At 31.7% G+C, this 13,696-nt stretch carries 15 protein-coding genes and 1 pseudogene; 6 read left to right on the top strand and 10 right to left on the bottom strand.

The features are described from left to right. Window positions 1-351: pseudogene (locus CQA53_RS12340) on the top strand (MBOAT family O-acyltransferase); the annotation flags it as partial. 7 nt (window positions 352-358) lie between these two features. Then, entirely contained in the window at window positions 359-1,441 is a 1,083-nt protein-coding gene (locus tag CQA53_RS06910; RefSeq protein WP_115543283.1) for a hypothetical protein, read from the top strand. Here CQA53_RS06910 and CQA53_RS06905 read toward each other — a convergent pair. The 5 genes from CQA53_RS06905 to flhB form a co-directional block, all read right to left on the bottom strand. Further along, entirely contained in the window at window positions 1,427-1,705 is a 279-nt protein-coding gene (locus CQA53_RS06905) for a hypothetical protein (RefSeq protein ID WP_115543282.1), read from the bottom strand. The two genes, CQA53_RS06910 and CQA53_RS06905, sit on opposite strands and share 15 nt — an antisense overlap. 84 nt (window positions 1,706-1,789) lie before the next feature. Then, window positions 1,790-2,776: a UDP-3-O-(3-hydroxymyristoyl)glucosamine N-acyltransferase gene (gene lpxD / locus CQA53_RS06900; RefSeq protein ID WP_115543281.1), complete on the bottom strand. Its 987-nt coding sequence runs from the start codon at window positions 2,774-2,776 to the stop codon at window positions 1,790-1,792. Between the two features lie 91 nt (window positions 2,777-2,867). Continuing rightward, complete coding sequence (locus CQA53_RS06895; protein ID WP_115543280.1) at window positions 2,868-3,350, bottom strand: KdsC family phosphatase; 483 nt, start codon at window positions 3,348-3,350, stop codon at window positions 2,868-2,870. Next, window positions 3,347-3,976 carry an imidazoleglycerol-phosphate dehydratase HisB gene (gene hisB, locus CQA53_RS06890; RefSeq protein WP_115543279.1) on the bottom strand — a complete coding sequence of 210 codons (630 nt, stop codon included), beginning with the start codon at window positions 3,974-3,976 and terminating at the stop codon, window positions 3,347-3,349. The genes CQA53_RS06895 and hisB overlap by 4 nt, the downstream gene beginning before the upstream one ends. 767 nt (window positions 3,977-4,743) lie before the next feature. Further along, window positions 4,744-5,862, bottom strand: coding sequence for a flagellar biosynthesis protein FlhB (gene flhB, locus CQA53_RS06885; protein WP_115543278.1), 1,119 nt, complete (start codon window positions 5,860-5,862; stop codon window positions 4,744-4,746). Window positions 5,863-6,129: 267 nt separating this feature from the next. Here flhB and hemW point away from each other — a divergent pair, with 267 nt between their 5' ends. Continuing rightward, a complete protein-coding gene (gene hemW / locus CQA53_RS06880; RefSeq protein ID WP_115543277.1) occupies window positions 6,130-7,170 on the top strand; it encodes a radical SAM family heme chaperone HemW in 1,041 nt (346 codons plus the stop codon). 54 nt (window positions 7,171-7,224) lie between these two features. Here hemW and CQA53_RS06875 read toward each other — a convergent pair whose 3' ends face one another. Then, window positions 7,225-7,869, bottom strand: a complete 645-nt coding sequence (locus tag CQA53_RS06875) for an NUDIX domain-containing protein (protein WP_115543276.1) — start codon at window positions 7,867-7,869, stop codon at window positions 7,225-7,227. A gap of 27 nt (window positions 7,870-7,896) precedes the next feature. Further along, on the bottom strand, window positions 7,897-9,189 hold the full coding sequence (gene obgE / locus CQA53_RS06870; protein WP_115543275.1) for a GTPase ObgE: 1,293 nt from the start codon (window positions 9,187-9,189) through the stop codon (window positions 7,897-7,899). A 242-nt stretch (window positions 9,190-9,431) separates the two neighbouring features. Here obgE and CQA53_RS06865 point away from each other — a divergent pair, with 242 nt between their 5' ends. From CQA53_RS06865 to CQA53_RS06855, 3 genes are all read left to right on the top strand, one after another. Continuing rightward, complete coding sequence (locus CQA53_RS06865) at window positions 9,432-11,096, top strand: 30S ribosomal protein S1 (protein ID WP_115543274.1); 1,665 nt, start codon at window positions 9,432-9,434, stop codon at window positions 11,094-11,096. Window positions 11,097-11,117: 21 nt separating this feature from the next. Beyond that, window positions 11,118-11,618 carry a hypothetical protein gene (locus CQA53_RS06860; RefSeq protein WP_115543273.1) on the top strand — a complete coding sequence of 167 codons (501 nt, stop codon included), beginning with the start codon at window positions 11,118-11,120 and terminating at the stop codon, window positions 11,616-11,618. A gap of 114 nt (window positions 11,619-11,732) precedes the next feature. Then, window positions 11,733-12,161: a GNAT family N-acetyltransferase gene (locus CQA53_RS06855; protein WP_115543272.1), complete on the top strand. Its 429-nt coding sequence runs from the start codon at window positions 11,733-11,735 to the stop codon at window positions 12,159-12,161. 529 nt (window positions 12,162-12,690) lie between these two features. Here CQA53_RS06855 and CQA53_RS06850 read toward each other — a convergent pair. From CQA53_RS06850 to CQA53_RS06840, 3 genes are all read right to left on the bottom strand, one after another. Beyond that, window positions 12,691-12,951, bottom strand: a complete 261-nt coding sequence (locus tag CQA53_RS06850; RefSeq protein ID WP_115543271.1) for a type II toxin-antitoxin system RelE family toxin — start codon at window positions 12,949-12,951, stop codon at window positions 12,691-12,693. After that, the gene (locus CQA53_RS06845) at window positions 12,948-13,223 is read right to left on the bottom strand and encodes a type II toxin-antitoxin system RelB/DinJ family antitoxin (protein ID WP_181882383.1); all 276 of its coding nucleotides are present in this window, start codon (window positions 13,221-13,223) and stop codon (window positions 12,948-12,950) included. The genes CQA53_RS06850 and CQA53_RS06845 overlap by 4 nt, the downstream gene beginning before the upstream one ends. 99 nt (window positions 13,224-13,322) lie before the next feature. Beyond that, window positions 13,323-13,616: a type II toxin-antitoxin system RelB/DinJ family antitoxin gene (locus CQA53_RS06840; RefSeq protein WP_115543269.1), complete on the bottom strand. Its 294-nt coding sequence runs from the start codon at window positions 13,614-13,616 to the stop codon at window positions 13,323-13,325. Window positions 13,617-13,696 lie beyond the last annotated feature (80 nt).

The following is a 13,696-nucleotide window of genomic DNA, read 5'->3' as shown; positions in this document are numbered from 1 at the left end:
TGGATTCTTACTTTTAATTTTGTCAATATTGCTTGGATATTTTTTAGAGCTGAAAACTTAGATACTGCTATAAGCTTGCTGAAGAGTATGTTTGGGATTAGTTGGGTGGGGTTACCACAGAAGTGGTATAAGGTTGGGGTAATGTTAGGACAACTTCATGGAAGTGAGAGAACACTGCTTTATATCATTATTTCATTTTTCATTTGTTTCTATTGTAAAAATAGCATATATTTTACACGATACTTTAAACCAGACACAAAAACATTCTTAATAACAATGTTACTGCTTTGGATGCCCATAGTAGCAGCAAATGTTAATCCATACAATGAATTTATCTATTTTAATTTCTAGGGGTATTATGAATAAGTATAAGAAATTTTCACTTGGTATTCTGATACCATTACCATTCTTTTTTGTTTTAGTAACATTACTCTATCTCTATGACCCAATGCAGTTTTGGCATAAGCCATATTGGAGAGAGATAACTTTTTCAGGCGATGCACGCATTCAGAATAAAGGCATTATTGATCACTATGATTTTGATTCTATTATTCTTGGCACTTCTATGCTTGAGAAGACATCAACACAAGAAGCAAATGATAAATTAGGCGGCATTTGGGCTAATCTCTCTATGAGTGGAGGAACATTTAATCAACGAGCTATTATTTTACAATATGCATTGCAAAAAAAACATATCAAGCATGTAGTGTACTCTTTTGACCCTGATTATTTTACTTACTTTTGGGATACAAGCGGATTTGCTTTTTTATATAAAAATTCAAATCTTGATATTATAAAGTTTTACTTTAATTGGAGGTTTGTTTCCTGTGCTTTAAGATGGAGCAAAGATAAAAAATGTGTTGGAGAGAAAAGGATACAACAAGATAGCACAATCAATACGCAAGAAATCAAAAGTTATGATATTTCGTGGATAAAGCCAGAGCTTACAAAAATTGCAGAGAAAAATATGAATAGCTTTTTAGAAGAAAATGCAACCAAACATAAACCAAACAGGGTAAATACAAGTATTATTGATAAATATGTTCTCTCATTTGTAAAAAATAATCCAAATACACAATTTTCTTTTATTATCCCAACATATTCACGATTTGCGTATTATGCTAATGGAATTGAGTTTTTTAGACAGACAAAGCAATATATCATTTATTTTTTACAACAGATAGAGACATTACCAAATGCTACACTTTATGGCTTTGATGATCTGGATTATGCTGATGATATAACGCACTATTGGGAAAGAACACATTATAATGCCGATATGAACTCAATACAATTAGATTCTATTGCAAAGGGTAAGCATATCCTCACTCAAGATAATATAGAATCTTATTTTGAAACAATGGAGAAAAAAATCAGAGAATATGATATTACATCACTTGTGAGAATCATTCATCAAAAAACAAATTCACATGAAGAATAGCCGTGTCTGACGAATTTTATCAAGTTGCATTCGTGTGGAATTTTTATTTTCATGAAGCAGATGAATAGTTTGGGTAATCAATTCTTTTGCTATGTTAAGATACTCAAGCATATCGTTATCATTATGCTGTATTGTCTCTATAAAATCTGTGTTAAACGGGAGATTTTGTGTGATTTCAAATGCTTTTTGACTATCTGATTCTAATAATGCTATTTTGAGGGAATCTAACCAAGATTCAATTTCTTTTTTCTTTGTTCCATTCATTTTTATCCTCCTATTCTAAAACTTCCATAAAATTCTCTTTGACAATATGAAAGTCTCATTTGTAAATTAATAAAAATATAAATTTTACTCTTTGGAATCTTTTTGTTTTAATAATCTTCGCAAACGCACATAAAACTTCATCCATTCATCAAGCTCCATGATAGGATGCCCACCCCATTTACTTTTTGGTGGTAGATTTTTAGAAACTGCACCGCGTCCAGCAACTTGAGTAAAGTCACCGATATGCACATGCCCTCCGGTGCCAACTTGCCCACCCAAGACAACATTGCGTCCCATAGTAGTCGAACCAGCCAATCCAACTTGTGCCACCAATAAAGAATTTTCGCCCACAATGGAATTATGTGCGATTACGCAACTATGTCCAACTTTACTTCCTTTCTTAACACATGTCTCACCAAACACAGCTCTATCAATTACATTATTTGCACCAATCTCAACATCATCCTCTATAATTGTCTTACCACCATGCTCAATCTTTACATGTTCGCCCAATGCAGTTTGTGCATAACCAAAGCCATCGCTACCAATCACGGTTCCAGCATGAATTAGGACACGATTGCCAATTTCACTTTCACGATAAATCACGACATTTGGATAAATCTTGCAATTCTCACCAATACAGACATTATCAGCAATAACAACATTTTGCATAATCATTGTATTTGCACCAATTTTTACATTCTTACCCAACGAAACATTAGAAGCAATGTTTGCACTTGGGTGAATATAAGATTCTGAATAATCAGAACTTATAAAATCTCCTTTTGCAAAAAGTTGCGATAAAAGTGCAAAAGCCAAATGTGGATTATCTACAACAAGTGGTTGTATGTGATTGGGTATCATTTCTTGCAAAGATTCTTTAATAAGCACTGCACCAGCTTGAGAATTATTTAAATCTTTTACATACTTATCTTGATTAATATAGCTTAATTGTTTATTATTGGCAGATTCTACCGGTGCTAAACCTTCTAGCTCAAAATCATTCGTAATTGTATTTTTTAATTTTAATGTATCATTAAATGCTTTTTTTATGGCTATCGATAACTTCATATTTCCTCCTTTTTTACTATCGATTTGGGAATCTCAAGAAATAATATTTATGCTTTATTACTTCAACATATACTAAGATTCTATATTATAGTTAATCTTTAATACCAGAGAGAATCTCTATCATTTCTCGCACAGCACCTTCCCCACCTTTTGCATGTGTTACAAAAGAAGCACGAGTCTTATTAATTGCACTTGCGTCTGCAGGAGCGAAACTATAACGACAAAAAGCATACATATTAATATCATTAACATCATCTCCAATACAAGCAACATTATCGGGTAAGATTCTATATTTTTCACAAATTTCTTTAAGACAAGCAAGTTTATCTTGCACTCCTAAATGCACTTCCTGCACCCCTAATTCATTTGCACGATATTGTGTAATAGCACATCGTCTTCCGCTGATAATACTTACAACTCCACCACCATTAATCCATTCTGTAATCCCCATTCCATCTTTAACATTGAAGCTTTTTGATTCTGTAAATACATCATTAATTTTTGTAAGTGTAATTTGTCCATTTGTTAGTGTCCCATCAACATCTAAAACTATCATCTTAATCATATCACTCATAAACAACCTTTCGTGCTTGGGATTTGAATTCTTGGGTTGATTGTAATTGCACGTCTCAAACTTAGTCCAAAAGCTTTAAAAGCAGATTCTGTAATATGGTGTAGGTTTTTTCCTCGTTTCAGAACAATATGCATACTTAAACCAGCATTTATTACCACTGCACGGAAAAATTCTTCAACTAATTCAATATCAAAATCTTTAATCCTTCCATAGAATCCATGTTCTGCATTACTCATATCAAAAAGCAAAAATGCTCGATTACTTACATCAATATCACATTCAACACATGCTTCATCCATTACAACCGCACCATTACCAAAACGTTCGATATTTTGCACAGGAAAAATAGCTTGTCGTAATGCTGTGCCAACCACTATACCACAATCCTCGACACTATGATGAAAATCTATAAACAAGTCGCCTTTACAATGCAATTTCATATTAATCAAAGAATGTTTGCTGAATGCTTCCAACATGTGATTAAAAAACCCAATTCCGGTATCAATTTCACTTTTTCCCTCACCATAAAGATCTAGTAAAAGAGAAATTTGCGTCTCTTTTGTGTTGCGTTCTAACGAAATAGATTTTGTTTGTTTGAAAGGAATTATATTTTTATTATTTTTCATGATTGCACCATAAATTAATCAATGTTATATTTTACCACAATACTCTAAAAATATTGCACTTTTTTCAAATAGAACTTATTTTATGATATAACTTAACTTTCTAAGTAAATTATTTAGAGATATTTATGAGTGTATAATAGAAAATATTAGAGACATAATTCATATAATTGAAGTTACAAATGGTATATATGTTACAGAAGAATTTTTAAAATATATATCAAATAAAAATGTTCATATTGTTTTTTTTCTTGATACTCTTGACAAAATATTTTGGAAGTTTGTAAGAGGAAAGGACAGTTATGACATTGTAATGAATAACTTTGATTTAGCTAGAAAAATATGTGCTACATAACAGACAGAATAATAACCCTCACATATAATCTAACCCCTTAAAATTACCTATCTAACGCTCTTTCATATACTCTAAAAAATAAGTTAAATTTGTATTTATATATCGTTTCATTCATGAGATTTAAAAAATCAAGAAAAAAGTATAAAAATCTATATAAAATAAGAGATAAAGAGAATAAAAGAAATATTGTATATTATGACTTTGACTATAAGCCACACCATATATAAAAATTTAGAGAAATTTAAAAACCTTTTTAAAAAATATGCTAGAGGACATAATTCATCGTAGAGTATCTCGATGAGTTGTTCTGGTAAGTGAAAAATACAAGTAAAGATTAATGAGAAATAAAATCTACAAACTATTTTTATTTCTCTTAAATTTGTTAATATTCTCCAAACCATATTTATGAGAAGTATTATTGTGTTGCAACTTTTTGATGTTGTATTTTTTCCTCTACTTTTTGCATAAAGCCAGGCATTCGCCCTCTTTGTTCCTCTAGCACAGCAACTTGCTTAAATAACTCAACAACAGCCTCAAACATTTCTACCGGTATCATTCTATCTACATCAACAAGACGATATAGCTCACGAGCTAGTGGAGGATTCTCAATAATGAGAATCTCATGTTCTCTAGCAATCCCTTTAATTCGCACTGCTAAATGATCAATACCCTTTGCAACGACAATCGGTGCTGATTCTTTTTCACTATCAAATCTCAAAGCGACGGCATAATGTGTTGGGTTTGTAACAACAACATTGGCGGTTGGTATTGAACTCATCATCTTATTCATAGCATTTTTCATCATAATTTGCCGAATCTTTGCTTTAACTTCTTGATTCCCCTCTTGTTGTTTAAATTCATCTTTGACTTCCTGCTTGCTCATACGCAAACTTTTAATGTATTGGTAACGTTTGATTAAAAAATCTAAAACCCCCATAACCAAAAATACCCCAAGTAACACACCAACAAGTATCAATGCTTTATGATAAAACCATAATAATTGTTGTTTTAATGGGCTAATTGATACTCCAGCAATCTCATCTAAAAAACCAATAAAAATGAAAAAACCAATTCCAAAAGCTATACATACTTTCAAGGTAATCATAAATCCATCAAGAAGCTTTTTTAATGAAAAAAGATTCTTTGCACCCTTGATAGGATTGATCTTATCAATCTTTGGTTGAATGATTTTAAAACTTAGTAAGAATCCAAATTGTGCCACATTGCCAACAACCCCGGCAATCATCAAAGCAAGAAAAAATGGTAATGCACAGAGTGCACAAATTTTTAATAGCATAAGTGAAAGTGAGAAAACCAAATAAATATCAAAGTCAATAGAAAAGAGTTTTATACATTCTATATATAATCCCTTAAAAGTTTTCACCCAAAAAGGAAAAATAATAAACAATAGTAAAAGCCCTACAACAAGCCCAGCAAATCCAACTAAATCGGGACTTTTTGCGATGCTTCCTTCCTCACGGGCTTTCTCTATTTTTCTATGTGTTGGGGCTTGTGTTTTCTCCTCATCTGCCATATTTTTCCCTTATTTTTAGAATCTGAAATCAAGTAACAATAAAAGATTCTAGCTCTTCAAGAAATATTAAACAATGATTTATATAAATTACAAACCATTTTTCTTTTTCTATATCTTTCTTACTTATTCATTAATTTTTTATCAAAATTCATAATTCTTTGTTATAGTTCCGAATTTTGTTGTATTAATGTGTTACATTAGAATAAGCATTCTAATTTGTGATTATCAAGATAAATAATTTATTATTATATCAAAAAAGGAGAATTTTTGCATTTATATATTCATATTCCATTTTGCGATTCAAAATGTGGATATTGTGCATTCTTTTCTGAGGTTAATAAATTAGAACTTATTGCACCATATTTTACTGCATTAAAAAAGGATTTGCTACATCAACTAAATTCATATAATATAAAAAATATCTCAACAATTTTTATTGGTGGTGGCACACCAAATATTGTAGATTCATCATATTATTACGAATTATTCGAAATTCTCTTACCATTATGTGAAAAAAATTGTGAAATCAATATGGAATCTAATCCAAATCTTTTAAAAAAGTCATGGTTACTTGAGCTTCAATCACTTGGGCTTAATCGTTTAAGTATGGGAGTACAAAGCTTTTTTACCGACAAATTGCAACTTTTAGAACGACAACATAACCAAAAAGATATTTATTATGCTTTTGATTTGGCAAGAACATATTTTGACAACATTAGTCTTGATATAATTTTTGATTGTGTGCTTGATACACAAGAAAGATTACAAACAGAACTAGAATCTGCCCTGAATCTTGGGGTAAATCACCTTTCTGCTTATAGCCTAAGTGTCGATTCACATTCACGATTTAGTCTTAATAACCGACATGACACATGTTCCACTATAAGTTATGCTTCATTTGTGCGTGATTTTTTAGATTCTCAAGGGTTGAAGCAATATGAAGTCTCAAATTATGCACGCAATAAAAAGTGTTTGCATAATCTCGGTTATTGGAGTGGAGATGAGTATCTTGGTATTGGTGCAAGTGCAGTTGGACGCATTGGAACAACGCGTTATAGCGGTATCAATAAGATAGAATCTTATATTCATAATCCATTGCAAAAACGCATTGAAAATCTTAGTTCTAAAGAACTCGAATTTGAAGCAGTTTTTTTAGGATTACGAAGTGAAATTGGTGTGCAAAAAGAATTATGCAAAGCAGAGAAACTCGAAATACTTTTTAGTGAAAATATGATATTTGAAAAGCAAGGTAGAATCTATGCAAATGATTTTTTCTTAGCTGATAGCTTAGCCCTTTATGTAACATAAATACATTGCAATTTTATACGAACTTTTTGATATTTTTATGATTCTATAATGTATTTATAAATTCTTAGATGAAGAATTTTTGAGTGTTTCCTCATATTTTTCAAACCATAATACCGCATAACAAAGGCTTTGTGCTTTTGGACAATTTTCATCATCTAAAAACTCATGAATGAGATTGCGTGGCACAAAAACCAATTCAATATTTTCATTTTCATTTTTGTTTCCACCACCAGCATTTACTCTATCTTTAGAATCTATTTGTGCATAAAAAAGATTCTGTAATGCACCATTCATGCCTACACTACTATAAAATTCATTAATTTTACAAAGTTGTGAAGTTTCTATGCGATAGCCACATTCCTCTTCTATCTCTTCGATTGTAGTTTGCTCTACACTTTTATTATCCTTGTCGCATAATCCTGCACAGAGTTCATAAATATAACCGTGCTTTGGATTTTTAAGAAATACACTCACGCGAAATTGTCGAACGAAAACAAAACCTTGCATCTCTTTTTCATAAAGCAATACAGCAACGCTATTATGTGATTTTGCAATATCCCAAATCTTTGTTTTTTCTTCTTCTTGGAATGTAATACGACGCAATTCAATATATTGAGAATCTTTGATGGGTTCATCACTTATAATTTTTGGTAACTCTGGTGTATCAAGTGGGCTATGTTTGCCGTTGTATAATAACATAGTATTCTCCTTTATTTTGAAAATTTATTATTCTTCTAGAATCTGAATGCTCTGATATAAGAGTGTTTTAAGAATTTCAAGGTTTGTATGTGAAACCGAAGAGATAGGGCAAATAAAGAGTGGTTCTTGCAAAAATATTTGTTGTTCTCCTTGTGCTATGCACTCTTTAGAATCTTGTTGCCTTTGTTGTTTAAGCGTAATGCCATGTTGTAAAAAATTATCAAAAATATTAGAGATATAAAAATTTGTATCAGCAACCTTTATATCTTTTTTTGTAAATGAAAATCTTCCTAAACGATAAATAGATTCTGTATCGCTTTTTGTCAATGCAATCGCGTAAGGACGATTTGCTAGAATTGGTGAATATTTAAGTAATTCATAATAAAGAGTTGCAAATTGCCTAATAAGTCCTTTTTGTATGGCTTCATTTTGAATATCATATTCAGAATCTTGTTCGTAAGAGAGAGTCTTTAATTCATTTTGCATAAAAAAAGATTCTATCATATTATGCGTATTATTATATTCGCTTGTTTCTTGTTGTTGTGTTTCTTGAGAATTTATAGAATGTGTTGTCCAATATGTTATATCAAGCATAAATAACAGAATCTTGGTGCGTTCAATATGACGCAAAAAGTGTAATCCAAGCCCCTTACCATTGCTCGCACCTTCTATTAGCCCTGGAATATCTGCTATTACGAATGAAGTAAATTCATTTATATCAACTACACCAAGATTTGGAATAAGTGTTGTAAATTCATAATTTGCGATTTTTGGGCGGGAATTTGTAAGTGTCGCAATAAGACTTGATTTACCCACATTTGGAAGCCCAACTAATGCTACATCAGCAATTAATTTCAATTCAAGGCGAATGTTGAGACTTTTCCCCTCTAAGCCTTTTTGTGCATAAGTTGGGCGTTGATTAACAGAGTTTTTGAAGTGCACGTTTCCAAGTCCGCCTTTACCTCCCTCAAGTATTTTTTCTCTTTGATTTTCATGTGTTAAATCAAAGAGAATTTTGTTTGTATCAGATTCTATAACTTGTGTGCCAGGTGGCACTTTTATAATCATATCTTGCCCTTTTTTACCATTACAATTTCGTCCCTCTCCTTGTAATCCATTGCCTGCAAAATATTTTTTATGTCCCCTGAAATTTGCTAATGTTGATGTGTTTTTATCTACAAGAAAATATACATCACCTCCCCTTCCACCATCACCACCATCAGGACCACCTTGAATAACAAATTTTTCTCTCCTAAAACTTACTGCTCCGGCGCCTCCATGTCCAGATGCAATAATGATTTCTACACTATCAACAAACATATTTTACCCTTCAAATGTAAATTGAATTTTACTCATATTTTAAACAATAGTTCCTTCATTTCTTAATAGAATCTTAATATGACTTTTAAGGTTTTAGTCTTAGTTTTATTGAAATCATACTTAAAAATGATTAAAATCGTTTATGAAAAAAGAAATAAAAATATTTTTTCTAATTTTTAATATGTTTTTTAACGAAAATATATTAAAATATCAGACTAGTAAGATTTAAGAAAAGGTAACCGATGAAAGTTAGTCCAGAGAAAATTGATGAAATGTTTGCACATGAAGGAGAAGAAGATTTTGGGGCAATACTTAGTCGTCAAGAGAAAGTTGATGATAGTGTAGTAAAAGAAGGGAAAATTGTAAAAATTAATAATGATATTGTGATGGTAGATGTGCGTGATAAAAGAGAAGGACGTATGCCTATTGATGAAATAAAAGATTCAAATGGAAATCTCTTATTTAAAGAAGGTGATACAATTCTTGTGCATGTATCTAGGAAAGGTGGTTTGGTCATTTCCTATAAAAAAGCTTTTAAATATAGAAAAATTATTGATGAAATACAATCTCTTGGGGATAATTACAAAGATAAAATTGTTGAAGGCATAATTGTTAAAAAAAATCGCGGTGGTTTTCTTGTTGAATCTGCAAATGGAGTTGAATATTTTATGCCCAAGCATTATTCAGCTTTAAAAGATGATGCAAAATTTCAAGGAAAACCAATAAAAGCTTGTATTATAGATGTGCGGAAAGAGAGCAATTCAATTATTATTTCGCGTAAAAAATTTTTAGATTCTAATTTCATTGCTCAACGCGAGAATGCAAAAAAGATTTTAGAGACAGAATTAGCATACGAAGGTATTGTTAAAAGCATAACGAAATTTGGTATATTTGTAGATATAGGAAGTGTTGAAGGTTTGGTGCATTTTACCGAAATTAGCTACAAAGGGCATATTAATCCTGAAAAAATGTATAAAGTTGGGGATAAGGTTCAAGTAAAGCCTATTGAGTATAACGAAGAAAAAAATCGCCTTTCGCTTTCAATACGGGCGCTTTTTGATGATCCATGGAAAGAGATTAAAAATGATATTAAAGTTGGCTATGTTATTCGTGTAACGGTAAGTAATCTTGAATCTTATGGTGCATTTGTCGATTTGGGGAATGATATTGAAGGTTTTTTGCATATTTCTGAAATATCTTGGGATAAGAATATTAAACAACCAAGCGATCAATTAAAAGTAGGCGATGAAATTGATGTTGAGGTTATAGAAATTGATGCCGATAATCGTCGGTTGCGTGTAAGTTTAAAAAAGCTTCAAGACAAACCATTTGAAAAATTTGTTAAAGCACATAAAGTTGGCGATGTGATAAAAGGTAAAATAGCAACAATTACAAGCTTTGGTGCTTTTATAAATCTTGTTTTTGTTGATGGATTGCTTCACAATGAAGATGCGTTTTGGGAGAAAAATAAAAAATGTTCCGATGAGTTTAAAGTTGGTGATGAAATCGAAGTAAGAATTGAAAAAATTGATCGAACCAATGAAAAAATATCCCTTAATCGTAAATACCTCATTGAATCTCCTAGTGAAAAATTTGGGAAACTTCATCAAATTGACGATGAAATTAGTGGTAAAGTAATTGATATTAAAGATTTTGGTATATTTGTTAAGGTTGAAAATGAGGAAATCGATGCACTCATTCGCAATGAAGATTTTGGCAATCTTAATAAAGATGAAATCAAGGTTGGTGATACAATAAAAGGGGCTTTGGTTTATATCGATAAAAAAGCTAATAGAATTAGAATCTCGATTCGTCGCCTTCAGAAAAAACAAGAGCGTCAAGAATTAAATCATTATAGTTCTAAGGAAAAAATAACTCTAGGTGATGTTTTGAAGAATAAACTCTAATCACAAAAATAGCAGGATTGTATGATAAGAGGTATTATTGCAGGATTATTATTGGTTGTTACTCTTGTTGGTGGTTATGTGTTATATGCATTTTACAAAAAAATGCAGAATAGCGATGTTGTTGTAGAACAGCCTATTACTAATGTCCCACAGGTAAATAGTATAGTTAATATTCCAAAAATGGATAGTACTGAAAATGAAAAGTGGATTAGTAGTGCCACGGAAAAAGCTAAAGATACAACCTACCAATTTCCATCCAATGTCCTTGATATTAATGTTGAGGTAAAACGTTATGAAGACCTTAAGACCGATTATACAAAAGTCTTGGTAAAAAATCTTGATGATTATAAATTTTTATGTCTTAATGAAATTCTTCGACAAAGACGCATAGATTTTTCATATTTTAAAAATCAAGATTCGCTAGACTTATTACTCTTTGTTCCAGATGAAAAAAGACGCATTTCTATTTTGAAAGATTTTGATTACTATAATATCGAATATGAAATTAGTCTCAAACGATAAAGGTAATTTTCATCTTAAGCTACTTCATTTTGTAAATTTAATTTTTTGATACATATAAGTAACTACAAAATATTAATTGATAACCCATTGCATAACTCGCACAAAAGGACAACAATGCTTACAATGCAAGAGCTAGATTCAAAACAAGAATTAGCAAAACTCCATATAATCGCACAACAACTTCGTCCGCATCTCTCGCAAGAGGAGTTTATAGAGCGAGTTTTCGCACAAAAAGAGAAAATGGGCTATCGCCTTTTTGGCTTTTTGCTTGATAATGAATATATCGGAATGTGTGGCGTTATGCCCTTTGAGGTGCTTTATCGCACACAATGCCTTTATATTTGCGACTTTGTCATCACTGATACATTAAGGGGCAGGGGATTTGGTGCTATATCGCTGAGTCTTATACAAAAATGGGCGAAAGAAGCAGGATATAAGGAACTAGAGCTTAGCTCTAGTTTTCCACGAACGGCGGCTCATCATTTTTATGAATGTAAGATGAATTATGATAAAACAGGCTTTGTTTTTAGGAAAATGTTATAACCACACAATTTTACCCACACCTTTTCTCACTACATAGAATCTTATAAAATGCTTTTGTATTATATAGCACAAAACCATACACAAATATTTTATTCAAAAAGGCACACAATGGGGAAGCTTATATGAGTGAAAAGAATAAATAAATAGCTTGAGATAGAAGCAAAAAATAAAGCTTTTGTTATAAAAAGTGATGATTTGTAGGTAAGAATGCAAATACAAAGGTAAGATTAAAGAATGCTTACAAAATAATCACACAAATTCTGATATTATGAGAATCCATTTCCCTTGATAGTAGCCATCGTGTTTATCTTTTGTATAATTACAGCCTATTTTGATGTGATTCGATTGATTTTACCCCGCAAACCCACGAAAATGCGATGAGTCAAAGTTCTTGAATTTTTAGAATCTCTATAAGATTCTATATTTTTTGCGAAATAAAGATTCTCGTATGTGTATCAAACTCGCTTTTTTCGTATTCCTCGCATTTTATCCCTTATCGTGTCGCAATATTATAAGGGTTTTTGTATCATCATTTATACACATCACCGCGAGAATCCGCTCTATACGCATAAATCAAGATACATTCATCAATAATCTCATACAAAATGCGGTATTTTCCCACCCTTAATCTATAATGATTGGGAGAATCTTTGAGAGGCTTTATATCGAGTGAGTTTTCATAAGGATTGAGGGCGAGAGTTTCGAGTTTCTCTAAGATTCTGCCACTTATATCACTATGTTTTGTGAGAAATTTTCTAAGTTCCTTGCTGTATTCTAGCTCATATTTCATAGTCCAAGCTCCCTTTTGAGTTGCTCATGGCTTATCGTCTCGCCTCTCTCAAGCTCCTTGCGTGCCTTTTTCCACGCTTTTTGGTCGGCTTTCGTCCATATTGTATCAGGGTCTATTGCCTCGACTTCAAAGGGTATCTTGCCATTTTTTAGCACCTGCATCGCAAACATTCTAAAAGCACTTCCCATATCAAGCCCCATACTTTTGACGACTGCCTCAAAAGTCTCTTTGAGTTCGCTATCCATTCTAAATTGCACGATTGAAGTTTTCATATCTATCCTTTTTGAAATAAATTGTAGTATTTTAGCATACATTTACTTACATTTGAAGTTTTTTAATAAATATTTAATTTGATTACTAATGCCATATTATCACCCTATCTTTTCGTGTGCTTTCATCTCTTCGCGCTCTTTGATGAGCTGCTCTATCGTGATAGTTTCGAGATTCTCTTCGTTTTCGATATTCTCTATTGTCTTTATCGTTTCTGCGTTGGGTATCTCATCGCCCCGCAGTTCAAAGGGTATTGCATTTTCTCGTATCACGGCTTTAGCGAAAATATTGAATGCCGAGCTAAGATTAAGCCCCATAGAATTGATAATTCGCTCAAAGTGCTGTTTGTCCTCTTTGCTCATACGAAAGGTTACATTCATCATTTGTGTTTGCATATTTGCTCCTTACAATAAAATTATTGTATTTTACCATAAAATTAAGTAAAAATATGGCTTTAACTCCCGCATAATTTCAT

Origin of the sequence: Helicobacter didelphidarum (assembly GCF_003364195.1) — a bacterium.
Taxonomy (GTDB): Bacteria; Campylobacterota; Campylobacteria; order Campylobacterales; family Helicobacteraceae; genus Helicobacter_A; species Helicobacter_A didelphidarum.
The sequence above is the reverse complement of the archived record's forward strand: the minus strand, read 5'-3'. Positions and strand labels throughout refer to the sequence as shown.